Source organism: Bizionia argentinensis JUB59, assembly GCF_000224335.1.
Classification (GTDB): domain Bacteria; phylum Bacteroidota; class Bacteroidia; order Flavobacteriales; family Flavobacteriaceae; genus Algorimicrobium; species Algorimicrobium argentinense.
The window spans coordinates 210,411-234,271 of sequence record NZ_AFXZ01000067.1; the positions used below are offsets into that span (position 1 = coordinate 210,411).

The window sequence follows — 23,861 nt, forward strand, 5'->3', positions numbered from 1 at the left end:
AAATATGAGTTTATCAACAGCGTTATTAATTAAAAACGGTAAAATAGTTAATGAAGGTGCTATTTTAGAAGGCGATATTTATATTGAAAATGATATCATTATTGAAGTAGCCCCACTTATAAGCGTTAAATCCTCTAATGTTAAGGTAATTGATGCCGAAGGAAATTATATTTTACCGGGTGTTATTGATGATCAAGTGCATTTTAGAGAACCAGGATTAACACATAAAGGTGATATTGCAAGCGAATCCAAGGCAGCGATTGCCGGAGGAATCACGTCTTTTATTGAAATGCCAAATACCAATCCACAGACTACAACCATTGAAAAATTAGAAGAAAAGTTTGCTATAGCTGCCGAGACATCTTACGCTAATTATTCTTTTATGTTTGGAGGAACTAATGATAATTTAGACGAAATTTTAAAGGTTAACCCGAAAGAAGTGGCTGGTTTAAAGTTGTTTTTAGGATCGTCTACTGGAAACATGTTGGTCGATGATCCAGCAGTTTTAGAAAAAATATTCTCCAGCACGGATATGGTAATCTCGGTGCATTGTGAAGATGAAGATACTATTAAAGCGAATTTAGAAACCTATACAGAACTTTATGGAGCGGATATTCCTATGAGTTTACATCCCGTAATTCGTAGCGAAGAAGCTTGTTATTTATCTTCGTCCAAAGCTGTTCAACTCGCTAAAAAAACAGGTGCGCGTTTACATGTTTTTCATGTGTCTACTGCAAAGGAAACGACGTTATTTAGTAATAAAATTCCATTGAAAGATAAGAAAATTACGGCTGAAGTGTGTGTACACCATTTATGGTTTAGCGATGAAGATTACGAGAAAAAGGGAACACATATTAAATGGAACCCAGCGGTAAAAACAGCTAAAGACCGTGATGGTCTTTGGAAAGCACTTTTGGATGACCGGATAGATGTTATTGCAACCGATCATGCGCCGCACACATTAGATGAAAAAAATAATGTTTATACAAAAGCGCCATCTGGAGGCCCTTTAGTTCAGCACGCACTGGTGGCAATGTTGGAAACGCATCATCAAGGAAAAATATCTATTCCTAAATTAGTGGAGAAAATGTGTCATAATCCGGCAATTCTTTTTCGAGTTGAAAAACGGGGTTATATTAAGGAAGGTTACTTTGCCGATTTGGTAATTGTAGATATTAATAATCCTTGGACCGTTAAAAAAGAAAATATTTTATGTAAAAGTGGTTGGTCTCCATTCGAAGGAGCTACATTTAAATCGCGTGTTACACATACAATTTTAAATGGTCGTTTGGTTTTTGAACAAAATAAGTTTAGCGCAGAAAAGGCCGCAAAACGTTTAACTTTTAACAGATGAAAAAAGTTGTAGTTTATTCTTTATTAACTTTAATTTTAGTTGGATGCAATCCTTTTAGTAAACCTAAAAAACCCAAGAATTTAATCACAAAAAATGATATGGTATCTATTTTGGTGGATTTGTCTATATTATCTTCCGCGAAAGGTATTAATAAGAAAATACTTGAAACTAACGGAATTTCACCAGAAGCCTATGTTTATAAAACGCATAATATAGATAGTTTACAGTTTTTAAATAGTAATAAATACTATTCTTGGTATACTGAAGATTATAGTCTTATTATAGATCGTGTTGAAGACAGTTTAAATAAACTGAAAGTTAAATACAATACACAGTTTGAAGAAAATTTAATTAAAGAACGAGAAGCTAAACAGATAATAGCGGACAGTGTGGGCAAAGAAGCGAGTGAAATTAAAGGCACGAAAGCCCCATAATAGTTTTATTATATTTTTAAAATTTTTCTGCTACAGACGCAATGCTTTCAGATATAGGCGTAAATTTATAATTTAACTGATTTTTTATCTTGGTATTATCGTAAACCACTTTATTCTGTGTGGACTTAACCATGTGTTTTACTAGTTTTCTTGGTTTTCCAGTTAGTTTATGTTTTAACCAATCTAATCGCCAGACAATACCTAATAGCCATGATTTCGCTTCTATATAAGGCGCTTTAGCATTCAGGTTTTTAGCAATCATTCCTAAAAATTCTTTATAAGAAACATGGTCAGCAACCAGGATAAAGCGGTCATTTTTAATAGGGCTTTCTAAAAGGTCAATCATGATCTTAACCACATCAAATACGTCTATACACGCCACGTGACCTTTGGTGTAAAATGGTAAACCACCTTTAACCTGTTTAAAAATCTCACCTGTTCCCTGATTCCATAACCCTGGGCCCAAAATAACACCTGGGTTTACTATAACCGCATCTAAACCTTCTTGCGTACCACGCCAAACTTCAATTTCAGCACCATATTTTGTAATGGCATATACACTGTTATCTTTTTCCTTGTTCCAGGAATTTTCTTCGTTTGATGGTTCGTTCTTAATATTTTCTCCAATGGCAGCAACACTACTTACATAGCAAAGCTTTTTAATATGGTTGCTAATGCTTAAATTAACAATATTGGTTGTGCCTTCAATATTGGTTTTGCGAAGTTTATGATAATCATTAGGCGCAAAGGAAACCATAGCAGCACAATGATAGACGTAATCCACGTTTTTAAAGGCATCCGAAAGTTTCGGGATATTCAATAAATCGGCTTCTACCCATTCAATTTTATTAAAAAGTGTTAAAAAATCATCGGAATAGTAAGAAAACACACGTTTTACAACATCTTGCTTCTCTTCTGTTCTGTAAATAGCTCTTACCGACTTATTTGCGTAAACGAGTTGGTATAATAAATGCGATCCGACTAAACCGGTTCCTCCTGTGACTAAAATCATAGGTTACAATGTAAAGAATTATTCAGAAAGTACAGCCGTTAATGTATTGATTTTTATCTTTGCATTTATTTAATTTTATTAGTATATAAAATGGCAAATGCATTTGTTGAAGATTTAAGATGGCGCGGTATGTTACATGATATCATGCCCGGAACGGAAGAGCAACTTTCAAAAGAAATGACAACCGCTTATATAGGTTTCGATCCCACATCCGATTCTCTACATATTGGAAGTTTAGTACCTATTATTTTGTTGGTTCATCTGGAAAAAGCAGGGCATAAGCCTATGGCTTTAATAGGTGGTGCTACTGGAATGATTGGCGATCCATCTGGAAAAAGTGATGAGCGTAATCTTTTAGACGAAGAAGCTTTAAGTAAAAACGTAGCGGGAATTAAAAGCGTATTATCACGTTTTTTAAATTTCGATTCCAAAGCGGAAAACGCACCTGTTTTAGTAAATAATTACGATTGGATGAAAGATTTTTCATTCATCGATTTTGCTAGAGATGTTGGTAAGCGTATTACCGTAAATTATATGATGTCCAAAGACTCGGTTAAAAAACGATTTTCAGGTGAAGATGGGAATGTTGGGATGTCTTTTACTGAATTTACCTATCAGCTAATTCAGGGTTACGACTTTTATTATTTATATAAAAACCATAACGTTTTATTACAAATGGGTGGTAGTGACCAATGGGGGAATATTACCACAGGAACCGAATTGGTAAGGCGGATGACGGTTGGTGAAGAAGGTAAAGCCTTTGCTATGACTTGTCCGTTAATTACAAAAGCCGATGGTTCTAAATTTGGAAAAAGTGAAGGTGGTAATATTTGGTTAGATACCGATAAAACCTCTGTTTATAAATTCTACCAATTTTGGTTAAACACCTCTGATGAAGATGCTGAAAAGTATATTAAAATTTTCACGTTTTTAGATAAGTCAACTATTGAAGCTTTAATCAAAGAGCATCAGGAATCCCCGCATTTAAGATTACTTCAAAAGCGTTTAGCAGAAGAGTTAACCACATTTGTTCACTCTAAAGCAGACTATGAAAACGCTGAAAAAGCATCTAATATTCTTTTTAGTAAATCGTTTAAAGAAGATATTAAAACCTTGGATGAAAAAACGTTTTTAGATGTTTTTGAAGGTGTACCGCAATCAGAAATTTCAAGAGCAGATTTTGAAAACGGTATTGATATGATTGGTGCTTTATCGGCCCATACTAATTTTTTAGCTTCCAATGGTGAGGCCAGGCGAGCGCTAAAAGAAAACGCTATTTCCGTTAATAAAGAAAAAGTAACCGAGAATTATTCGCTTTCAAATAATGATTTAATTAATGATCATTATATCATTATCAACAAAGGAAAGAAAAACACGTATATCATAAAAGTGTTATAAAATAAGAAACGCCTCGATAAATATCGGGGCGTTTCTCTTATTAACCAATTAACTAAAAAAAATTAATCTTTTTCATAGCACTTATTTAGTCGTAAAAAGTTTAAGTTCCTTACAAAGCCATTAAGTTACAGCCACGTATATCTGAATTATCGAATCTGCCAATAATTTCAAAAGATCCATTAGCATGGACCTTTCCTAAATCTTGTGTGGCTATAAAGGCGCAAGAATTAACATTAGCCAAATCTATAATGTTTAAACCACCTGTTTTGTTAGCGTCGTGAATAGTTAGCGCATCTTCTGTGTCGCGCGTTAAAATACGCATCCACGGAGGACAATTAAAAAGGCCATCACCTTTGGAGTAAGCCTGGCTTAACAGTTCTGTCATGCCGTATTCACTGTGGATTTCCGAAACGCCAAAGCCATTTTTTAAAATAGCGTGAAGCTCATTTCGTATTAATTCTTTTCGCCTGCCTTTCATACCACCGGTTTCCATAATAATGGTGCTTTTAAGCTGGAATTGATGGTGCTCTACCAAATCTAATAAGGCAAACGACACGCCAATTAGTAAAATTTTTCTGTTTTCAGATTCTAATTTTAAAAGTATATTCTTTAAAGCCTCCAGATCATCCAGGTAAAACCCACTTTCAGGCTGTTTGGATTGCTTTATAAGTGCATCCGCCATATATATTAAGGAAGAGCCGTCGCGTTCTAAATAACTCGGTAGTAAAGCTAATACTACATAGTCTTCATTGTTACCATAAAATTTTTGAAAAGCGTTTTCATAACTCTTTTCATAAACCGATAAATCTGTTACTAGATGTTTACTGGTTGTTTGTCCCGTAGTTCCTGAACTAGCAAATATTTTTTGAACAGGAGCGGAGGAACTCACGACATCATGCGACTTAAAAAACTGAATAGGCAGAAAAGGAATGTCTTCAATACGATGAATATCACTTGGGTTTTTATATAATAAATCGCAAAAGGAACGATAAACGCCATTGTTTTCAAATTGAAATTTAAAAACCTGTAAAGCTTTTTTTTCGAATGCTTCCGCAGAATCGATTTCGAATATGTCCGACGAATGTATCATAGTGCAAAAGTATGGAAAATAAAAAAGCGCTACCAATTGGTAACACTTTAAAAACAGATGCTATTTTAAGTGCTGATTTTTTAAATTAATTTAAATTTTACAAATAAATAACATGGAGCTACTTATTTGACAATCAGTTTTCTGGTTGCGTTTAACTTGTTTTCGGTAATTTTAATAATATATATACCTGCTTTTAATTCGGATATATTTAATTCTTTACCAGAAAGTGATTGAGACATGACTTGTTTGCCTAAAACATTATAAACAGAAATTTGTTTTACAAAGTTATTCTTGGTAGCAACATACAATTTACCATTACTTACCGGATTTGGGTAGATTAAAAGGTTTTCTATATTTTTAGAATTTGCCGTAGCTTCCCTATCCAACGATTGCGAAAAACTTTCGCTTATCGAGAAAAGGGTAAAAAAAAGAAAAATTAAATAAGTAGTTTTTTTCATGTGGTCAAATTAAAATAAAGATAAATATACGTAATATTACTGCAAATAGTTCACCAAAATTCTATTTTAAGAAATTTGTTGTTATATTATCAACAGTTAACCTAAAGGTTACCATAATGTTATTAATACGAGATAAGCTGTTTCCACTAGCCGATTAGTTTTATCTTTACCTTTTTGAACCATTAAATTTCTATGAAAAAACGCGATATTAAGATATTATTAGTGGATGATGAACCAGATATTTTAGAAATAGTTGGTTATAATTTATCTGCTGAAGGCTATGAGATTTTTACAGCTGAAAATGGCGTAAAAGCCGTAAAAAAAGCAAAAAAAATAAAACCACATCTTATTATTATGGATGTTATGATGCCAGAAATGGATGGTATTGAAGCTTGCGAATTAATACGAAAAGTGCCCGATTTAAGCGAAACCATTATTACCTTTTTAACCGCTCGTGGTGAAGACTATTCTCAAGTTGCAGGTTTTGATGCAGGTGCCGATGATTATATTACTAAACCCATAAAGCCAAAAGTTTTAGTAAGCAAGGTGAAATCCTTACTACGTCGTTTTAAAGAAGAAGATTCTGCGGAATCTATAGTGGAAATTGGGAATCTTATAATTAATAGAGATGAATATAAAGTTGTTTTAAATGGTGATGAATTGATTTTACCACGTAAAGAATTTGAATTATTATCTTTATTAGCATCTAAACCTGGTAAGGTTTTTAAACGCGAAGATATTCTGGATAGCGTTTGGGGAAATGAAGTAGTTGTTGGTGGCCGCACGATTGATGTTCATATTAGAAAACTTCGTGAGAAAATCGGCGATGATTCTTTTAAAACCGTAAAAGGTGTTGGCTATAAGTTTATCGAAACATGCAAAAACTAAAGAAAACTTATAAATTTGCTGTTAAAACAGCCTTACTTTCTACATTACTATTAACATTTTTTTTAAGTGTTTTTCTTTATGCGCTGCAGGTTTGGACCTGGTGGTTATTTCCCTTTGTTTTATTTTTCGGGTTCCTATCATTTGTAATTATTCAATATCGTGTAGAGCGTTTTATTTACAGACGGGTGAAAAAAATCTATGACGATTTAACACTTCTGGAATCTGCTAGCTTAACAAAACAGCCAATTACTACCGATATGGCTACGCTTACTAAAGAAATTGATAAGTATGCGAAAGACAAAAAATTAGAAATTGAAACATTAAAAGTCCGTGAAGAATACCGTAAAGAATATTTAGGAAACGTTTCTCACGAATTAAAAACGCCCTTATTTACCGTTCAAGGTTACATTTTAACATTATTGGATGGCGCAATAGATGATAAACGCATTCGCAAGCGCTATTTAAATCGCGCAAGTAAAGGTGTAGAGCGCCTTATTTATATTGTGAAAGATTTGGATATGATTACCAAACTGGAAGTAGGCGATTTAAGCTTGAACAAAGAGTTTTTTGATATTATTGAACTCATAGAAAACGTATTTGAATTGCTGGAAATGAAAGCAGCTAGAAAAAAAATAACCTTGACTTTCGACGCCGATTATCCAGATCCTATTTTTGTTTATGCCGACAAAGAGCGTATTGAACAAGTTATTACCAATCTTGTAGTAAATTCCCTTAAATACGGCAGAGAAAAAGGGACGACTGAAATTGGTATAGAAAATCTAATTAAAAATAAAGTCCTTGTACGCGTTACCGATAATGGCGAAGGCATAGCTGCAGAACATTTATCACGAATTTTTGAACGCTTTTACCGGGTCGATAAAAGCGGCTCGCGTAAAGAAGGTGGTTCTGGTTTAGGCTTATCTATTGTAAAACATATTATTGAAGCCCATGACGAAGGCATCTATATTGAAAGCGAAGCCGAAGTAGGTAGCGAGTTTTCATTTAGTATGGAAAAGGCTAAATAATTCGGTGTAATTAGTCGCTTCTTTAAAACTACGCAATCCTTTAAATTTAGAAACACGCTTTAATTGCTCTACCGTAAAATCATTTTGTTGGCAATACGGAACCATTTCATTTTGTTGTAATCGTTCTGCTAAATAATTTTGTTCAAACTGTCCGGGTGTTGGTATAAAAAAAGCCTGCTTTTCTAGTTTTGCCAAATCCATGAGTGTGGTATAACCGGATCTTGAAATAACGAGCTGACTTTTATTTAAAGCATCTTCCAATAATCTGCTTGTTAAATAGTTGTAAATCGTAAAATTGCCGATAACTTCTTTTTTAATTTCGTTTTCAACTAAGCCTTTAATAAATAAGATTGCTCCAGGGTAATTAGCTAATTCCTTTAAAAGTTTCGTTTCCAGAAATTGTCGTTGTGGTTCCGGACCAGATAATAAAACGAGAATATCATAAATTATAGGCGTGTCTTTTTTAGTGAATCGGCTTATAGGATTCATGTATTTAATAGTTGAAGTCAATTTCTTCACATGACCCAATTTACCACTTAAATTAATTGCTCCTTCAGCATCAGGAATCCAACATTCATCAAATTTTTTAATAATATTTCTATGAATTTTGCTGCTTAGCCAAGTGGTGTTTCCGCTCAATACGTTTAGCTGATGCGTGATAAATACCGAAGGGACTTTAGAAGAGAAAACACCAAATCGATTATCTGAAATAATGCCCGAAATAGAATGTTCTTTAAGAATTTTGTCGATTGCCGATTTTTCAGCAGCCATATTTCTTAAAATTTTAGGCGTATCGGTCAGCAATTTAAATTTAAAAAAACGAGCATTTTTGGCATATTTAATATTGTATGAAGGCAATGTTAAACAAGTAAGATTCGGAAATTCAGTTTGAAGTAAAGCTAGAGCAGCGCCATCACTAGCCAGTATAGGCGTGAATTTATGGTGCATTAATTCTTTAATAATCGGGATGCATCTGGTGGCATGACCAAGACCCCAATTTAATGGCGCCACTAAAATGTGTTTCTTCTCTAACATTAAAAACAAAGGTAAGCATATAAGAGCTTCCACTTAATTCCGTAATTTTGCCAAAAGTTTTATAAATCAGTTTAGTAAAAGTGGGAAGTAAAAATAAATTAAAACGTTTTAACGAAAACGAGACCTTTAAAAATGTGGTGCAGCCATCACGTGAAGAACTCGTTAATAAAGAATTTCCTTTAAAAGGAAATTGGAATCGCGATTTTTTCAAAAACGATTACCCAATAATTTTAGAGTTGGGTTGTGGTAAGGGAGAATATACAACTGCCATGGCAGAAAGGTATCCGAATAAAAACTTTGTTGGAGTGGATATTAAAGGAGCACGTTTTTGGCGTGGTGCTAAAACAGCGCTCGAAGAAAACATGAGCAATGTGGGTTTTCTACGTACGCAAATTGAATTAATCGATCATGCTTTTGCAGAAAACGAAGTTGACGAAATTTGGATAACTTTTCCAGATCCGCAAATAAAATACAAGCGAACCAAACACCGTATGACCAATGCAGAGTTTTTAGCACGCTATAAAACCATATTAAAACCAGACGGCGTTGTTAATTTAAAAACAGATAGCGAATTTATGCACGGTTATACATTAGGGTTGTTGCATGGCGCGGGACATGAAGTATTATATGCCAATCATAATGTTTATAAACAGGAAGGCAGCCCGGAAGATGTAACGCGTATACAAACTTTTTACGAAAGTCAGTATTTAGAACAGAACAAACCAATTACGTATATTCAATTTAAAATTAAAAATTAGTGGATTTAGCTCTTGTATTAATATTCGGTTTTCTGGCGACTTTTATTGCAACTTTACCGCCCGGTTTGATAAATATTACGTCTGCCAAGATTAGTTTAAACGAAGGTCACACGAGAGGTGTTATGTTTGCTTTAGGCGCGTGTTTAGTAATTATTGTTCAAGCTTTAATAGCAACTATTTCTGCTCGTTACTTAAGTAATCATCCGGACGTTGTAGGTGTTTTGCGTATTGTGGCTATGATTATTTTTGCGTTATTGAGTATTTACTTTTTGTTTATTGCTAAGCATAATGAACAGAATAAAAAAGAGGATGATTCACGTAGTAAAACCAAACGCTTTTTTCATGGCATGTTTTTGTCTGGTATTAACTTTTTTCCAATTCCGTTTCAAGCATATGTAGCTATGACTATGGCCTCATACGGTTTTATGAAATTCGAGAATTTAGATATTGCCGCTTTTGTAATAAGTTCTAGTTTTGGCGCTTTTGTATCCTTATATTTATATATGCACTTTTTTGAAAAGATAAAAGACCATAAAATAGCCTCAAAGAAAGTTATGAACTATATGATTGGCGCTATTACGGGAGTGGTAGCTATTTATACTCTAATTAGTATTTTAAAAGACTTGTAATGAAGCCTGAAACGGTAAGTTTTTATGATAAAGTTTATCAGGTTGCTAGACAAATTCCTTTTGGACGCGTAACCAGTTATGGTGCTATTGCCACATTTCTCGGCGCAGCCAAAAGTGCTAGAATGGTTGGTTATGCAATGAATGGTTCACATAATAAAGATGTTCCAGCCCATCGGGTAGTAAACAGAAAAGGCTTATTAACTGGCAAGCATCATTTTGATGGTACTAACCTGATGCAACAGCTTTTAGAAAGTGAAGGCATACAAGTCATCGATAATCAAATTCAGGATTTCGATAGCGTGTTTTGGGAACCGCGTAAAGCCTTATAGAACTTCCTGTTATTTACTAATTTGTTAAGAATTAGGAGATAATTACAAAAATGTCATTATATAAATCTTACTAGTCACCTCGTTTAATTGGTCATGTACATTTTTCCATCCGCCCACAATCATTCGGCATAACACAATATTTTATTCCTAAAACGCGACAACTCACCATTCAATTCTAAATATTTCTATTTTTAATCTTTAAAAAAAAGCGCGGTGATTTAGGCTCTATTCTCTATTTTTAGAAATAATTAACACCTCATAACAAAATCAAATTTAAACATCAATCATTTCAATTAAAGCATTTCAAATTCTAAACAATTCACTGTATATTTGTAGTTTAGAATAGTTCTGAATAAATAAACAGCAAATCGTATAGATATCATACTCATAAGCTGTTTTATCTGTGTATAAATAGTAGCATTATGAAATTAAATAAAGAAGATATATTAAAAGCACTTGAAACCATAACCGTTCCTGGCGAAGGCCAAAATATGGTGGAAAGTGGTGCCGTTAAAAACATTATGACTTTTGGTGATGAGGTTATTGTAGATATTACCATTAGCAACCCAGCGCTACAAGCTAAAAAGAAAATGGAAGTTGAAATATTGAAAGCTATTCATGATCAGGTTTATGAGAAAGCAAAAATCACGATCAACACAAAAGTAGATGCACCGCCAGCTAAACCTAAAACGGCCAATGAGATTAAAGGCAAATCTATTCCAGGTATTCAAAATATAATCGCCGTTGCTTCAGGAAAAGGAGGTGTTGGTAAATCGACAGTTACAGCTAATTTAGCGGTAACCTTGTCCAAAATGGGTTTTAAAGTTGGAATTCTTGATGCGGATATTTACGGACCATCTATGCCTATTATGTTCGATGTCGAGAATGAAAGACCTTTAGCTACAACTGTGGATGGAAAGTCTAAAATGAAACCTGTAGAAAATTACGGTGTTAAAATATTATCTATTGGCTTTTTCACGCAACCCGATCAAGCGGTTGTTTGGCGTGGCCCTATGGCTTCGAAAGCATTAAATCAAATGATTTTTGATGCACATTGGGGCGAACTCGATTTTATGTTAATCGATTTACCACCAGGAACAGGCGATATTCATTTAAGTATTATGCAATCCTTGCCAATTACTGGCGCTGTTGTAGTCAGTACGCCTCAAAATGTTGCACTTGCCGATGCTAGAAAAGGAGTTGCTATGTTTCAACAGGAAAGTATAAATGTGCCTGTTTTAGGGATTATAGAAAATATGGCCTACTTTACACCAGAGGAGTTGCCAAACAATAAATATTATATATTTGGAAAAGAAGGTGCTAAAAATTTAGCTTCCGATTTAGATGTACGTTTTCTAGGAGAAATTCCATTGGTACAAAGCATTCGTGAAGCGGGAGATTTAGGTCGTCCAGCAGCTATGCAAACAGGTACGCTATTGGAAAAAGCCTTTGAAAAACTCACACAAAATGTGGTCGAAGAAGTGGTAAAACGAAATGATGGATTGCCGCCAACTGAAGCCATTAAAATTACAACCATGGCTGGATGTTCCGCCGTTAAAAAATAGGTTATGACCACAGAAGAACTCACATTAAATATTGAAAAAGCACTTGATGAAATTCGTCCATTTTTACAAAGTGATGGTGGCGATATTTCCTTGCTTTCCATAGAGGATGGTAAACTTGTAAGAGTGCAGTTAGAAGGCGCGTGCGTAGGTTGTAGCGTAAACCAAATGACGCTTAAGATGGGAGTGGAAATGACTATCAAAAAATATGCGCCTCAAATAGAACAGGTTGTCAATGTAGAGGCTTAAAGCAGATTATTGCTAGCAAACAGTGTTGCTTTAGCCTTTGACTTTCACTACCCGCTTAACCCATGAGAATTTCGGGAGCGTTAACAACCTAGAATCGTCGAGACCAAATCCATCATACAAACTGATAAATATCATGAAAAACCCGTGATAATTATCCGAAATTTGCAACTGAAACAAAAGTCGAATAAAAGAAGTACCCAACATTTTTGGGAATGACTATGATAAAGACAGATATACTTATTATTGGCGCAGGGCCAACCGGATTATTCACCGTTTTTGAAGCAGGATTACTAAAATTAAAATGTCACCTTATCGATGCATTACCACAAGCAGGTGGACAATGTACCGAATTATATCCTAAAAAACCGATTTACGATATTCCAGCCTATCCAGAAATTCTGGCAGGCGATCTTACCATGAAATTGTTGGAGCAATGTAAACAATTTGAACCAGGCTTTACGCTTGGCGAACGTGCCGAAACTATAGAGAAACAAGAAGATGGTAGTTTTATAGTTACCACTAATAAAGGCACGCAGCACCAAGCACCCGTTGTGGCTATTGCTGGTGGATTGGGAAGCTTTGAGCCGCGTAAACCGCTAATTCATAATATTGCCGATTTTGAAGATAAAGGTGTGGAATACATGATTAAAGATCCAGAATTCTATCGCGATAAAAAAGTAGTTATTGCTGGTGGTGGCGATTCTGCTTTAGATTGGAGTATCTTTTTAAGTGATATTGCTAGTGAAGTAACGCTTATTCACCGTCGTAATGAATTTAGAGGCCATTTAGATTCGGTAGACAAAGTTCAAGAGCTAAAAAATTTAGGTAAAATAAATTTAATTACACCTGCTGAAGTAACAGGTATTGTTGGAGATGGTGCGGTTAAAGCTGTGGTCGTTTCACAAGCAAAACATATAGAAAAAGAATTTGAATTAGAATGCGATCATTTTATTCCACTATTTGGCTTGTCTCCTAAACTAGGACCGATAGCCAACTGGGGATTAGAAATTGAAAAAAATGCCATTAAAGTTAATAATGCGTTGGATTATCAGACAAATATTCCTGGTATTTTTGCCATTGGCGATGTTAATATTTATCCCGGTAAATTAAAGCTAATTCTTTGTGGTTTCCATGAAGCGACATTAATGTGTCAAGCGGCTTATCAAATTATGAATCCTGGAAAACGATATGTATTAAAATATACAACGGTAGCTGGTGTCGATGGTTTTGATGGAACCAGAAAAGAAGCACCGAAGGCTGTTGTTAAAGCATTCGATTAGTGGTTTCTTATTGCTTTTAGCGACAAAGCTTGATATTAGCGTATAATTAAAAACAGGTTCCCGTTTTCACGGGAAGAAAACATGGAGCAAGATATAAATATAACAATCATAGATCGCGAAGGCATTTCGCATACAATTGAAGCGCCAACCGATATGGCTATGAACCTTATGGAAGTTGTTCGAGTTTACGAGCTGGCTCCAGAGGGAACTATTGGTATTTGCGGCGGCATGGCTATGTGCGCCAGTTGTCAATGCTATGTATTAAGCAATACACTATTGCCAGAAATGCAAGACGATGAAGAAGCGATGCTTTCCGAAGCTTTTTTTGTTAAAGATAATTCACGTTTAGGTTGTCAAATTCAGATGACACCGGCTATGGAAGGTTTGGAAGTTAAGTTGGCACCAGCTGAATAGATTTATTGGTCTGAAATCAAGTTAAAAATATGTGCTTTATGGCATCTCGCTTTAGCTTCTAAAAAGTTTTGAGACTAATTTTACGAATTTCAAAAATTCACTGGTTCCTTGAAAGAATCGGCGCAAATCATTTTCTATAAATTTAACCAATGCTACAGATTTCAGTCTGTTTTAAAAATCTATGGACTAAAGTTTCCTAGTGATTTATTTATCAGGGAGCATTCTAAAAACAGACCTCACAGGTTTTAATCCCGAAACGTCGGGACTGTGAGGTTTTAGCAAGAGCCGAGAAGTCGTGGGATTTTAAAATAATGCAAAAGCATGTAAATCTAACTTTAATCTAGCAATTTTCAACTATAGTATACTCTCTTCTCTATTCTTTAAAACATATGATTTTTATCGAGACGGTCTAGCTTCTTCTTATAGATTCTTATTTCATATTTAGAAAAACTAGCCCCCCTCATAATCCAATAACTTCCGCGGCCCTTCCAATAAAACACGCACCACTTTCAGCGTGCCATCATCGGTTGTTGCAATCTGCCATTTAATAAGTGCAATTTCACCATTTTCAATTTCAATGCCTGTTATGCTTCGTGGGAAAACACAAGAACCATCATTAAAAAAAGCAATATCGTCTGTTTCTGGAAAACGCGGCCTGTGGGTGTGTCCGACAATAGTCACCATATTATTTTTACTAATAATCCAGTGTTTCAAGAGTTTTTCAATGCGCATTAATTCCATACGATTTTTTGCCGGACTTGTCGGGTTCGAAATCCCCATAACATTGAGTGGTTTCCAAAGTACGCGAACTAAAAACCGACTCCACTTCCAAAAGGTATAATTCCACCAATCGGCTTGATGTCCATGGGTTAAAAATAATTCCTGATGGTTTTCAGTATGCTTTAATATCAGCGCCTCATTAATAGTAATGTCTGTAAACAACGCTTCCTTTTTTCCAGTAATAGGCTCAAAATAGGTAGAAAGATGTTTTTTTACATAATCAGGATCCTTATAAGCCATATCGTGATTACCATAGAGAATCTGCAGCCTATTATTTTTATGGAATTCCTTGAGTAATAGATACACATGTTTATGCGCTTCAAAAATAGTTTTAAAGTTTCGATGTTCCCAAAGTTCATCGCCATCACCTAATTCAATATATGTGAAACCTTCCGCGTAATAATGTTTTAAAGCGTGAAAATAAGTGTTTGCATTGTTTGCAAAATCGTCAGCAAAACTATTATCACCTCTATGCACATCGCTAAACAATACAAATTTACTCGTATTATCAAAATCAATGATTTTGGCTTCTTTATAAGCGCGGTCTAAACGTTTTTTACTGGATAGCATTTAGTAAATGTAAACAAAAAAGTAAGAAACTAGCTTGTTGGCAGATGGGAAAATACAGGCTAAAGGGGTCTGCGTTATTGTGTGTTAAGTAAATGTCTGTGGTATTCATCTGAAGTCATAATTTAAAACGAATGACGGGTTAATCACCCTGTCTACCGACGGGTAGACAGTCTAAACGGCTAAAAAAGGTATGAGGTTTATTCGTCTAATTTTTAGTTGCATTTCCAGTCACAATTTCAAAATTCTAAACGATTTTAATATGCCAGTTCAGCTATTTTTAGAAACATCAAACTATATAACGAATTGAGCTATAAAGGTTCAAGGGAGTTATGACTAAAATTCTGTGAATATTCCTGAATAAGATTAAGGAACTGGCTTGCTTGGCGTAGTCATTTTCTTTAAATGGTTTTAATTTCCTACCTGCTGAAAGGCAAGTTTGGTTCTTTTTGTATTAAGGAGAAAGAATGAATAAAAAAGAATGTGTAGTAAATAACAAAACATAATTGATTTTAAATTTTATATTTATTTTAGAAAGTATGATATTGAATGAAGTTTCGGAAAACAGCACTTATATTTGAAGATGAAAGTTTAGGTGCATAATAACTTTTAAGCCCAACCTATGGAAGTTATATCTAATTACTTGAACAATTCAAGTGTTTTTTAAAAATGGTGTTAAATTCAAAATATAAAATTATTGCAAATAGGTTTATTAAAAAACTATTTTAGTCAAACTCTTTATTTTACGGGTAATGGTAAATCCACTAATTAAAACTTATTACGTTTCATGGTAAGAGCTTATTTTAATTGGATGGTTTTTAGACAAAAGATTTAATTTAATCTAACATTTAAAACTTTTTGGTAGGCAAAATGCACCTAAAATTATAGCTATAAGTAAGGCGAAAATTCGTCTAACGGCATCCAATGACCGAACCTCTCATAAAGGCATAGTAACCATTATTTAAGTTGTTGGTGCTTTACAGGCCTGCTGCTAACACTCTATATGTCCTTTAATGTTTGCTGATTATAGCCAAATAATTAATTCATTAATTTTTAATATTTTTGCTCTCATTTTGTTGCTAATTGGTGTTCCGGACGAGATTATCATTTTAGCAATAAAGAAAAAATCCTCTTACAACTCTTAATTGCTTTAATATCGATACTCGAAATCAGTATCTACATTCATTCTTTTGCGTGCCTGTTTACTATTAATGATTTACCAACAATATTCGCTATTATCTCTACGGTCTTTGTTACTGTTTTAGGTATTAATAGCTACAATTTAATTGACGGTTTAGCTGGTTAGTTGGGTTTTATTGCATGTGGTGTTATGGACTTAATTTTCTTTTTTTAGGAATCACTTCCTTTATTGCGGCTTGTCTTTATCATTTGTCGGAGATTTAATAGAGTTCTTAATTACTAATTCTTCTCGCAAACGCAAAATGTTTCTTTGCGATATCCGATGTATGGTTTTTGATTTTGTATGGGTATATCAAATGGTTTAATATTAAATTTCTGAAGATCCAGAATTCACAGTGTTTAAAAATGCACAATTTTTATCTTATCCTTTGTTTGAAACTCGACATGTATTTATAATTATATTTAAGAATAAATAAAGTCCTTTTATGGCGGACAAAAGCCATAAAGATCATCGTTTATTGGAATTTGATTTCCAACATAAATAAGCGATTTTAATAATTACATTTTATACGGTTTGGATTAAGACCCCAGTATTTCTTTAAAATGATTTGCCTATAGCTTATAGTCTTTGCCATCTTTTTACCCGTAAGTATTTTAATGGTTATAACTCCTTTTCTAATAATAGAAGTTTAACTTGTTTAGATGTTAAAACAACAATTGTAGAATGTTTTTAAAGTTTAAAGCTCTTTTTAAACAAATTAATACAGAGAAATTGTTTATTTTTAATGCCTTATGAATTCAGTCTTTACAATCAAAGTGAAGTGGTCCTAATGCTGCATTACACATTAAGGATTAAAAAATATACTCATAAAAGGTTAAAACATATAAAATGAAAATAGCTGTCATCGGATTAGGTTACGTAGGATTACCATTAGCGCGATTATTTGCCACCAGATACCCAGTTATTGGTTTTGATATAAACCAACATCGTATTGCTGAATTACAAAACGGACATGATAGCACATTGGAAGTGGATGATGCTGACCTGCAAAAGGTTTTATTGCAGAAATCAGTAGAAACAGATAGTGCTAACGGCTTATTTTGTACCAATCAGTTGGAAGCTATTTCCGATTGTAACTACTACGTGGTAACCGTTCCAACGCCCGTAGATAAGAATAACCGCCCCGATTTAACACCTTTATATAAAAGCAGTGAAACCGTTGCCAGCGTTTTAAAAATAGGCGATACCGTTATTTATGAATCTACCGTATATCCTGGTGTTACTGAAGAAGAATGCGTGCCTGTTTTAGAAAAACATAGCGGCTTAAAATTCAATGTTGATTTCTTTGTGGGGTATTCTCCAGAACGTATTAATCCAGGTGATAAAGAGCATACAGTGGAAAAAATATTAAAAGTCACTTCGGGTTCAACACCAGAAGCGAGTGTGAAAATAGACCAACTATACAAATCCGTAATTACAGGAGGAACCCATTTAGCACCGAGTATAAAAGTAGCGGAAGCGGCCAAAGTCATTGAGAATTCACAACGTGATATTAATATTGCTTTTGTAAATGAACTGGCAAAAATATTTAATCGGATGGATATCGATACCAAAGCGGTATTAGAAGCTGCCGGCACCAAATGGAATTTTTTACCCTTCAAACCAGGATTAGTCGGCGGACACTGTATTGGAGTGGATCCGTATTATTTAGCACAAAAAGCACAAGAATTAGGCTATCACCCAGAAATTATTTTAGCAGGTCGTCGTATGAATGATTCTATGGGCGCGTATGTAGCTTCAGAAGTAGTGAAACTCATGCTGCAAAGCGATTTAAAAGTAAAAGGCTCCAAGATTTTAATTTTAGGAATTACTTTTAAAGAAAACTGTCCAGATGTTCGTAACACCAAAGTCGTAGATGTCGTTCGCGAATTAAAACAATACGGCGCCGATATTTGTATTTACGATCCCTTGGCCAATCCAGCACAAGTGGCTCACGAATACAACCTAACCACCACACAAAAATTGCCAACAGGCCCGTATGATTCTATTGTTTTAGCGGTAGCCCATAACGAGTTTTTAAGTTTAGATTTAGAAGCTATAAAATCGGATAAAGGAATTATCTATGATGTAAAAGGCGTGTTACCAAATGCCTGCGGAACGCTGTAAAGTTGTTAGTTGTGGAGTCGCAGTGTTCAGTTTCATTCACAGCATTAAAAAGGCATTAGGTTTGAGGTATTAGGTTTATTATCGTAGTTTAATAAGATCTTAAACCATTTTAATAAAACTGCCAAATGGCCTACTTTTCGTTTTCGTAGCAAAATAAATAAAAGATTTAGCTTATGGCAGAGGAGGATGGCCTAGCGCAGTGGTTGCCATCCGCAGGAAAAGACTTGTATGCCGTTTTCAAGAAAACTAAAATCAGCCTGGATTTTCCGGCCTGACGGTAGGCAGGTTTGGTTCGTTTTTTCATCAATGAAATTGAAGATTCACGAACACTAACAATAAAACAATAGGTGCGTGAGTAAAAAAATGAACATTAAGAATAACTATACAATTATAATTCAAGCTAGAAATACATGAATTTAGACCCATTTAAAAATTTAAAAAACAAAAGCATATTAGTAACAGGAGGAGCAGGCTTCATCGGCTCCAACCTTTGCGAAACCCTATTGCAAATAAATGCAAAAGTAACCTGTCTCGATAACTTTGCTACAGGCCACCGCCACAACATCCAACCTTTTCTAGAAAACAAAAACTTCACGCTAATTGAAGGCGATATCCGCGATTTAGAAACCTGTCAAAAAGTTTGTAAGGGTCAAGATTTCATATTACACCAAGCAGCATTAGGTTCCGTACCACGATCCATTGCCGATCCCATTACCACCAACAACGTCAACATTGGTGGTTTTTTAAATATGCTTGTTGCAGCACGTGACAATAAAGTAAACCGATTCATTTACGCTGCCAGTTCCTCAACTTATGGGGATTCTGAAGCTTTGCCAAAAGTGGAAGAGATTATAGGCAAACCTTTATCACCGTATGCTATTACTAAATACGTGAACGAGTTATACGCCGAGAATTTTTTCAATACTTTCGGACTAAATACCATTGGTTTACGCTATTTTAATGTCTTTGGCAGACGTCAAGACCCTAATGGTGCGTACGCAGCAGTAATCCCCTTATTTGTAAAACAATTTATGAGTCACGAAAGCCCAATTATTAATGGGGATGGAAGTTTTTCCCGCGATTTCACCTACATCGATAACGTGGTGCAAATGAATTTACTCGCCATCACCACCACCAATAATGCTGCCCTCAACCAAATTTATAATACTGCGGTGGGAGATCGTACCACTTTGGTACAATTAACCGACTTACTAAAAAAAACTTATTAAAATACGACTCTAAAATAGTAGATGTTAATATCGTTCACGGGCCAAGCCGTCAAGGTGATATTCCGCATTCATTGGCTTCTGTAGAGAAAGCCAAACGCTTATTAAATTATGAGCCCAGCCATACTATTGATAATGGGATTGAAGAAGCTGTAGAATGGTATTGGGGGAATTTGAAAATAGATTCTTAAGTATAATTATAAAGTAATTTAGATGTGAAGCTTAAAGATTTATTTTAAAGGTAAAAAAGAATAAGTCCTTTTGTAAACTTTCGTGTCATTATCTTTATTCCAATTAGTTTGGAGGCCATTAATAAAGGTAATACTATAACTAGTTTCAAGAAATTTCAAAAATCACTTTTTATAAATGGAAAGTTTTATTTCATATTAAATATGCTTATTATAAGCCAGTTAGAAAATACAGATTACGATTATTGAATTTATAAAACGAGCAATTTGTGACGCAATACTGCATATTTATATCGTATTTAGTATAACAATATGTTCATACAAAACAAACCTCTGCGAGATTGCCGAGTCTTTAAATGCGTGTCATACCTTTAAAAAAAACAGTATTTTCTTTTGTGTAAGCTAGTAATGAGATTCCTTTGTAATCTGCTTTTAATTAATATAGACCAAAAAACTGCAAAAGAAAAATCAAAATTCAATCCTGTTTCTACCGTTTTTCAATACATTATTACAAATTTAAACTATTGCTTTTACAAAAATTATACTAGCAGACAAGCCTGCCAAAAATATATTTCAAAATTTGGAATGAAGGTATCGTAAAAATTTAGATGGTTTGATCGAGCAAAATCTTTAGAGGAATTCACAAAATTCAGGAATGAATGATAATTTAGATATAGTTTCGTAATATAGGGTTTTACGGTTGTTTTCGCTTCCAATGGAAAAAATGGATGTAAAAATGTATTAGAAATCACTAATTAAGTCATTAAACTAAACACTTTTAAAAAGAAATGAAAGCTATAACTCTAGTGGCAGGAGCCAGACCAAACTTTATGAAAGTAGCACCCATAATCCAAGCTATTTCCGAAGTCCAAAATCAAGGTGTTGAGATATCATATCGTTTAGTTCACACCGGACAACATTATGATAAGGAAATGTCTGGAAGCTTTTTCGAACAATTGGAAATTCCTGAACCTCATGTTAATTTAGGCGCTGGTGGCGGTACTCAAGCCGAGCAAACTGCTAATATTATGGTGCGCTTTGAACAGGAATTAATAGCCAACCCTTGCGATTTGGTGTTGGTAGTTGGTGATGTTAACTCGACTATGGCTTGTAGTATAACAGCTAAAAAAATGAATATTAAGGTAGCACATGTGGAAGCTGGTATTCGCTCTGGCGATTTATCAATGCCAGAGGAAATAAACCGTATGATAACAGATGCTATTGCCGATTTGTTTTTTACAACATCCGAATTAGCTAACACCAATTTACGTCAAGCCGGTATTTCCGATGACCGAATTCACTTCGTGGGAAATACCATGATTGATACCCTACTAAAACAACGTCCAAACTTTAAAGCACCACCAATATGGTTAAAATTAAAGCTTTCCAGACAAAAATATATCGTTTTAACGCTTCACCGTCCAGCAAATGTGGATGAAGCCTCAAGGCTAAGAGCTATGCTCGATGAAATTATAGATAATACCGAAGGTATGCCATTGGTCTTCCCAATGCATCCACGAACGGCAAAAATTTTAGAAGACTTAAATTTTAGACACGATTGTTTGCACATGATTGAACCGTTAAGCTATTTAGAATTTAATTTTTTAGTAGAAAATGCCAAAGCCGTAATAACCGATTCAGGAGGAATAACTGAAGAAGCGTCGATAATGGGAGTGCCTTGTTTAACCTTAAGAGACAGCACCGAGCGACCAGAAACCATCTCTTTAGGTACAAATGAATTAGTAGGAACAAACCCCGAGAATATAAAACCTTATTTACAACGTCTTTTCGCCGGGAACTGGAAAGTAGGAAGCAAAATCCCAATGTGGGATGGAAAAACAGCCCGACGGATTGTTGAGGTGCTTCGTGTAAATTGATAAGGTATTCGTGAGGTTCTTTTAAGATTCACAATTTGTGAATTTAAGTTGAAATAAAAAATAAAACAAACCTACGATTAGTCTTTATGTCTTCAGGCTACAACTTCTCTTCACCTGAAGAGAGGGGGCGGATATAGCTCTTTTAAATAAAAAATACAGCAAAATGTAAACTGCGACTTTTAACTATTAAATTAAACCTTAATTTTAAAAAACATCCCTGCCCATAATTCATGACCTGTGAAATAACCTAAACAAAAAAGAATATAATTAGTATAAGACGCCCTTTTTTTAATGTTCATCTCTGTTATATTATAAAACCTAAACATGTTATCTGTTCGAATTTAAAGCAGCAAGACGTCCTAATTGAATTATGTTTTAGATTGTTTATCTAGTGCGTTCAAAATGCCATTTTGCGTATGAGATAGACAGGGGTCGATATGCAAGACAATCACAGCAGTATTAGGATGTTTTTTTTACAACGTATTGTTTTTAGATGCGTTACCTGCTTCATCACTATAGACAATTTATTTAGCTTTAATCAATGGGTGATTAGAATATGCTTAACCAAATAGTTTATCGACTTTAAAAGATTAAGTCAGATTTTTATATCGAAGTCATAATCAGTTAACTGTTTAGTCGTGTTTTTAGCACTTCATAAAAGTACTCGAAACACCTGGATTCGGGAATTAAAGATTCAGTATGGTTAATCTCATAATTAATAATAAAAAAATGCTCCTCGATTATGAAGAGCATTTATTATTACCGAACTCCCGTTCGAATTATAAGTTAAACAGAGCGTTTCGCACTATTTAAAAGCATTTAAACCTGTAACATCCATACCTGTAATTAGCAAATGAATATCATGCGTACCCTCGTAAGTGATTACACTCTCTAAATTCATAGAATGACGCATAATCGAGTATTCACCAGTAATTCCCATTCCGCCTAACATTTGGCGTGCTTCACGGGCGATGTTAATAGCCATATCCACGTTGTTTCGTTTTGCCATGGATATTTGTGCAGATGTTGCTGTGCCGTTTTCACGCATAACACCAAGTCTCCATGCTAATAATTGTGCTTTAGTGATTTCAGTAATCATTTCAGCTAATTTCTTTTGCTGTAATTGAAACTGACCAATTGGTTTGCCAAATTGCATGCGCTCTTTACTATAACGTAAAGCGGTATCGTAGCAATCCATAGCGGCTCCAATAGCTCCCCAGGCAATACCAAAACGAGCAGAGTCCAAGCAGCCTAACGGCGCGCCTAATCCCGATTTGTTAGGTAATAAGTTTTCTTTAGGAATTTTAACATTATCAAAAATAAGTTCACCAGTTGATGATGCGCGTAGCGACCATTTATTATGAGTTTCTGGTGTTGAAAAACCTTCCATGCCACGTTCTACTATTAAACCGTGAATTCGACCTTCTTCATTTTTAGCCCATACCACAGCAATTTGACAAAAAGGGGCGTTTGAAATCCACATTTTAGCACCATTTAAAAGATAATGGTCGCCCATGTCTTTAAAGTTAGTGGTCATGCCTCCTGGGTTAGAACCATGATCTGGTTCTGTTAATCCAAAAGACCCCATCCATTCACCTGAAGCTAATTTAGGTAAGTATTTTTTACGTTGTTCTTCATTACCATACTTCCAAATTGGGTACATAACTAAAGAAGATTGTACAGAAGCGGTGCTACGAACGCCAGAATCGCCGCGTTCTATTTCTTGCATAATTAAACCATAAGAAATCTGATCCAATCCAGCACCACCATATTCCTCTGGAATATAAGGTCCGAAAGCACCAATTTCTGCTAAACCACCTATAATTTGCTTTGGAAATTCAGCACGTTGTGCATAATCTTCAATAATGGGAGATACATCACGTTTTACCCATTCGCGGGCTGCATCACGTACTAATTTATGTTCGTCTGTTAAAAGCTCATCGAGGTTATAATAATCTGGAGCTTCAAATAAGTCTGGCTTCATGTATATTTTTTTTAAGT

Annotated in this window: 20 protein-coding genes and 2 pseudogenes; 16 read left to right on the top strand and 6 right to left on the bottom strand. The window is 34.7% G+C overall.

Going from position 1 to position 23,861, the window contains the following annotated elements; translation table 11 throughout:
* Window positions 1-4: 4 nt before the first annotated feature.
* Window positions 5-1,354: a dihydroorotase gene (locus tag BZARG_RS14600; RefSeq protein ID WP_008639556.1), complete on the top strand. Its 1,350-nt coding sequence runs from the start codon at window positions 5-7 to the stop codon at window positions 1,352-1,354.
* The gene (locus BZARG_RS14605) at window positions 1,351-1,788 is read left to right on the top strand and encodes a DUF4296 domain-containing protein (protein ID WP_050807320.1); all 438 of its coding nucleotides are present in this window, start codon (window positions 1,351-1,353) and stop codon (window positions 1,786-1,788) included. The genes BZARG_RS14600 and BZARG_RS14605 overlap by 4 nt, the downstream gene beginning before the upstream one ends.
* 16 nt (window positions 1,789-1,804) lie before the next feature.
* Here BZARG_RS14605 and BZARG_RS14610 read toward each other — a convergent pair whose 3' ends face one another.
* On the bottom strand, window positions 1,805-2,800 hold the full coding sequence (locus BZARG_RS14610) for an NAD-dependent epimerase/dehydratase family protein (RefSeq protein WP_008639652.1): 996 nt from the start codon (window positions 2,798-2,800) through the stop codon (window positions 1,805-1,807).
* A gap of 90 nt (window positions 2,801-2,890) precedes the next feature.
* Here BZARG_RS14610 and tyrS point away from each other — a divergent pair, with 90 nt between their 5' ends.
* Window positions 2,891-4,198, top strand: a complete 1,308-nt coding sequence (tyrS, locus tag BZARG_RS14615; protein ID WP_008639447.1) for a tyrosine--tRNA ligase — start codon at window positions 2,891-2,893, stop codon at window positions 4,196-4,198.
* 109 nt (window positions 4,199-4,307) lie between these two features.
* Here the strand turns inward: tyrS and BZARG_RS14620 are convergent, their stop codons facing one another.
* Both BZARG_RS14620 and BZARG_RS14625 read right to left on the bottom strand, forming a co-directional pair.
* Window positions 4,308-5,288, bottom strand: a complete 981-nt coding sequence (locus tag BZARG_RS14620) for a LuxE/PaaK family acyltransferase (RefSeq protein WP_008639703.1) — start codon at window positions 5,286-5,288, stop codon at window positions 4,308-4,310.
* A gap of 122 nt (window positions 5,289-5,410) precedes the next feature.
* Window positions 5,411-5,746 carry a T9SS type A sorting domain-containing protein gene (locus BZARG_RS14625; RefSeq protein ID WP_040288914.1) on the bottom strand — a complete coding sequence of 112 codons (336 nt, stop codon included), beginning with the start codon at window positions 5,744-5,746 and terminating at the stop codon, window positions 5,411-5,413.
* A gap of 192 nt (window positions 5,747-5,938) precedes the next feature.
* Between BZARG_RS14625 and BZARG_RS14630 the strand changes: the two genes are divergently transcribed.
* Window positions 5,939-6,634: a response regulator transcription factor gene (locus BZARG_RS14630; protein WP_008639784.1), complete on the top strand. Its 696-nt coding sequence runs from the start codon at window positions 5,939-5,941 to the stop codon at window positions 6,632-6,634.
* Window positions 6,622-7,659: a sensor histidine kinase gene (locus BZARG_RS14635; RefSeq protein ID WP_008639810.1), complete on the top strand. Its 1,038-nt coding sequence runs from the start codon at window positions 6,622-6,624 to the stop codon at window positions 7,657-7,659. The genes BZARG_RS14630 and BZARG_RS14635 overlap by 13 nt, the downstream gene beginning before the upstream one ends.
* On the opposite strand, the gene BZARG_RS14640 is transcribed toward BZARG_RS14635, so the two are convergent.
* A complete protein-coding gene (locus tag BZARG_RS14640) occupies window positions 7,633-8,694 on the bottom strand; it encodes a glycosyltransferase (protein ID WP_008639422.1) in 1,062 nt (353 codons plus the stop codon). The two genes, BZARG_RS14635 and BZARG_RS14640, sit on opposite strands and share 27 nt — an antisense overlap.
* A gap of 80 nt (window positions 8,695-8,774) precedes the next feature.
* Here BZARG_RS14640 and trmB point away from each other — a divergent pair, with 80 nt between their 5' ends.
* The 7 genes from trmB (at window position 8,775) to BZARG_RS14675 (ending at window position 13,915) form a co-directional block, all read left to right on the top strand.
* Entirely contained in the window at window positions 8,775-9,452 is a 678-nt protein-coding gene (gene trmB, locus BZARG_RS14645) for a tRNA (guanosine(46)-N7)-methyltransferase TrmB (RefSeq protein WP_008639782.1), read from the top strand.
* Window positions 9,452-10,081 (top strand): LysE family translocator, encoded by a 630-nt coding sequence (locus tag BZARG_RS14650; protein WP_008639645.1) that lies wholly within the window; start codon window positions 9,452-9,454, stop codon window positions 10,079-10,081. Before trmB ends, BZARG_RS14650 begins: the two co-directional genes overlap by 1 nt.
* On the top strand, window positions 10,081-10,410 hold the full coding sequence (locus BZARG_RS14655; protein WP_008639582.1) for an MGMT family protein: 330 nt from the start codon (window positions 10,081-10,083) through the stop codon (window positions 10,408-10,410). The genes BZARG_RS14650 and BZARG_RS14655 overlap by 1 nt, the downstream gene beginning before the upstream one ends.
* A gap of 422 nt (window positions 10,411-10,832) precedes the next feature.
* Window positions 10,833-11,975 carry an Mrp/NBP35 family ATP-binding protein gene (locus BZARG_RS14660; protein WP_008639698.1) on the top strand — a complete coding sequence of 381 codons (1,143 nt, stop codon included), beginning with the start codon at window positions 10,833-10,835 and terminating at the stop codon, window positions 11,973-11,975.
* 3 nt (window positions 11,976-11,978) lie between these two features.
* Entirely contained in the window at window positions 11,979-12,221 is a 243-nt protein-coding gene (locus BZARG_RS14665) for a NifU family protein (RefSeq protein ID WP_008639672.1), read from the top strand.
* A gap of 218 nt (window positions 12,222-12,439) precedes the next feature.
* Window positions 12,440-13,501 carry an NAD(P)/FAD-dependent oxidoreductase gene (locus BZARG_RS14670; RefSeq protein WP_008639766.1) on the top strand — a complete coding sequence of 354 codons (1,062 nt, stop codon included), beginning with the start codon at window positions 12,440-12,442 and terminating at the stop codon, window positions 13,499-13,501.
* Window positions 13,502-13,582: 81 nt separating this feature from the next.
* Window positions 13,583-13,915, top strand: coding sequence for a 2Fe-2S iron-sulfur cluster-binding family protein (locus BZARG_RS14675; RefSeq protein WP_008639787.1), 333 nt, complete (start codon window positions 13,583-13,585; stop codon window positions 13,913-13,915).
* 450 nt (window positions 13,916-14,365) lie between these two features.
* Here the strand turns inward: BZARG_RS14675 and BZARG_RS14680 are convergent, their stop codons facing one another.
* Window positions 14,366-15,265: a metallophosphoesterase family protein gene (locus tag BZARG_RS14680; RefSeq protein WP_008639718.1), complete on the bottom strand. Its 900-nt coding sequence runs from the start codon at window positions 15,263-15,265 to the stop codon at window positions 14,366-14,368.
* Between the two features lie 1,114 nt (window positions 15,266-16,379).
* On the opposite strand from BZARG_RS14680, the pseudogene BZARG_RS16210 reads away from it, so the two are divergent.
* The 4 genes and pseudogenes from BZARG_RS16210 to wecB form a co-directional block, all read left to right on the top strand.
* Window positions 16,380-16,568: pseudogene (locus tag BZARG_RS16210) on the top strand (hypothetical protein); the annotation flags it as partial.
* A gap of 723 nt (window positions 16,569-17,291) precedes the next feature.
* Window positions 17,292-18,569 (top strand): nucleotide sugar dehydrogenase, encoded by a 1,278-nt coding sequence (locus BZARG_RS14685; RefSeq protein ID WP_008639700.1) that lies wholly within the window; start codon window positions 17,292-17,294, stop codon window positions 18,567-18,569.
* A 410-nt stretch (window positions 18,570-18,979) separates the two neighbouring features.
* A pseudogene (locus tag BZARG_RS14690) lies at window positions 18,980-19,986 on the top strand (SDR family oxidoreductase).
* Between the two features lie 785 nt (window positions 19,987-20,771).
* Entirely contained in the window at window positions 20,772-21,860 is a 1,089-nt protein-coding gene (gene wecB / locus BZARG_RS14695; RefSeq protein WP_040288915.1) for a non-hydrolyzing UDP-N-acetylglucosamine 2-epimerase, read from the top strand.
* Between the two features lie 805 nt (window positions 21,861-22,665).
* Here the strand turns inward: wecB and BZARG_RS14700 are convergent.
* Window positions 22,666-23,844, bottom strand: a complete 1,179-nt coding sequence (locus tag BZARG_RS14700; protein WP_008639591.1) for an acyl-CoA dehydrogenase family protein — start codon at window positions 23,842-23,844, stop codon at window positions 22,666-22,668.
* Window positions 23,845-23,861 lie beyond the last annotated feature (17 nt).

Excerpts from the sequence above, each read along its gene's own strand:
- BZARG_RS14600 (WP_008639556.1), top strand. The coding sequence starts at position 5 with ATGAGTTTATCAACAGCGTTATTAATTAAAAACGGTAAAATAGTTAAT.
- BZARG_RS14605 (WP_050807320.1), top strand. The coding sequence starts at position 1,351 with ATGAAAAAAGTTGTAGTTTATTCTTTATTAACTTTAATTTTAGTTGGA.
- BZARG_RS14610 (WP_008639652.1), bottom strand. The coding sequence starts at position 2,800 with ATGATTTTAGTCACAGGAGGAACCGGTTTAGTCGGATCGCATTTATTA.
- tyrS (WP_008639447.1), top strand. The coding sequence starts at position 2,891 with ATGGCAAATGCATTTGTTGAAGATTTAAGATGGCGCGGTATGTTACAT.
- BZARG_RS14620 (WP_008639703.1), bottom strand. The coding sequence starts at position 5,288 with ATGATACATTCGTCGGACATATTCGAAATCGATTCTGCGGAAGCATTC.
- BZARG_RS14625 (WP_040288914.1), bottom strand. The coding sequence starts at position 5,746 with ATGAAAAAAACTACTTATTTAATTTTTCTTTTTTTTACCCTTTTCTCG.
- BZARG_RS14630 (WP_008639784.1), top strand. The coding sequence starts at position 5,939 with ATGAAAAAACGCGATATTAAGATATTATTAGTGGATGATGAACCAGAT.
- BZARG_RS14635 (WP_008639810.1), top strand. The coding sequence starts at position 6,622 with ATGCAAAAACTAAAGAAAACTTATAAATTTGCTGTTAAAACAGCCTTA.
- BZARG_RS14640 (WP_008639422.1), bottom strand. The coding sequence starts at position 8,694 with ATGTTAGAGAAGAAACACATTTTAGTGGCGCCATTAAATTGGGGTCTT.
- BZARG_RS14655 (WP_008639582.1), top strand. The coding sequence starts at position 10,081 with ATGAAGCCTGAAACGGTAAGTTTTTATGATAAAGTTTATCAGGTTGCT.
- BZARG_RS14660 (WP_008639698.1), top strand. The coding sequence starts at position 10,833 with ATGAAATTAAATAAAGAAGATATATTAAAAGCACTTGAAACCATAACC.
- BZARG_RS14665 (WP_008639672.1), top strand. The coding sequence starts at position 11,979 with ATGACCACAGAAGAACTCACATTAAATATTGAAAAAGCACTTGATGAA.
- BZARG_RS14670 (WP_008639766.1), top strand. The coding sequence starts at position 12,440 with ATGATAAAGACAGATATACTTATTATTGGCGCAGGGCCAACCGGATTA.
- BZARG_RS14675 (WP_008639787.1), top strand. The coding sequence starts at position 13,583 with ATGGAGCAAGATATAAATATAACAATCATAGATCGCGAAGGCATTTCG.
- BZARG_RS14680 (WP_008639718.1), bottom strand. The coding sequence starts at position 15,265 with ATGCTATCCAGTAAAAAACGTTTAGACCGCGCTTATAAAGAAGCCAAA.
- BZARG_RS14685 (WP_008639700.1), top strand. The coding sequence starts at position 17,292 with ATGAAAATAGCTGTCATCGGATTAGGTTACGTAGGATTACCATTAGCG.
- wecB (WP_040288915.1), top strand. The coding sequence starts at position 20,772 with ATGAAAGCTATAACTCTAGTGGCAGGAGCCAGACCAAACTTTATGAAA.
- BZARG_RS14700 (WP_008639591.1), bottom strand. The coding sequence starts at position 23,844 with ATGAAGCCAGACTTATTTGAAGCTCCAGATTATTATAACCTCGATGAG.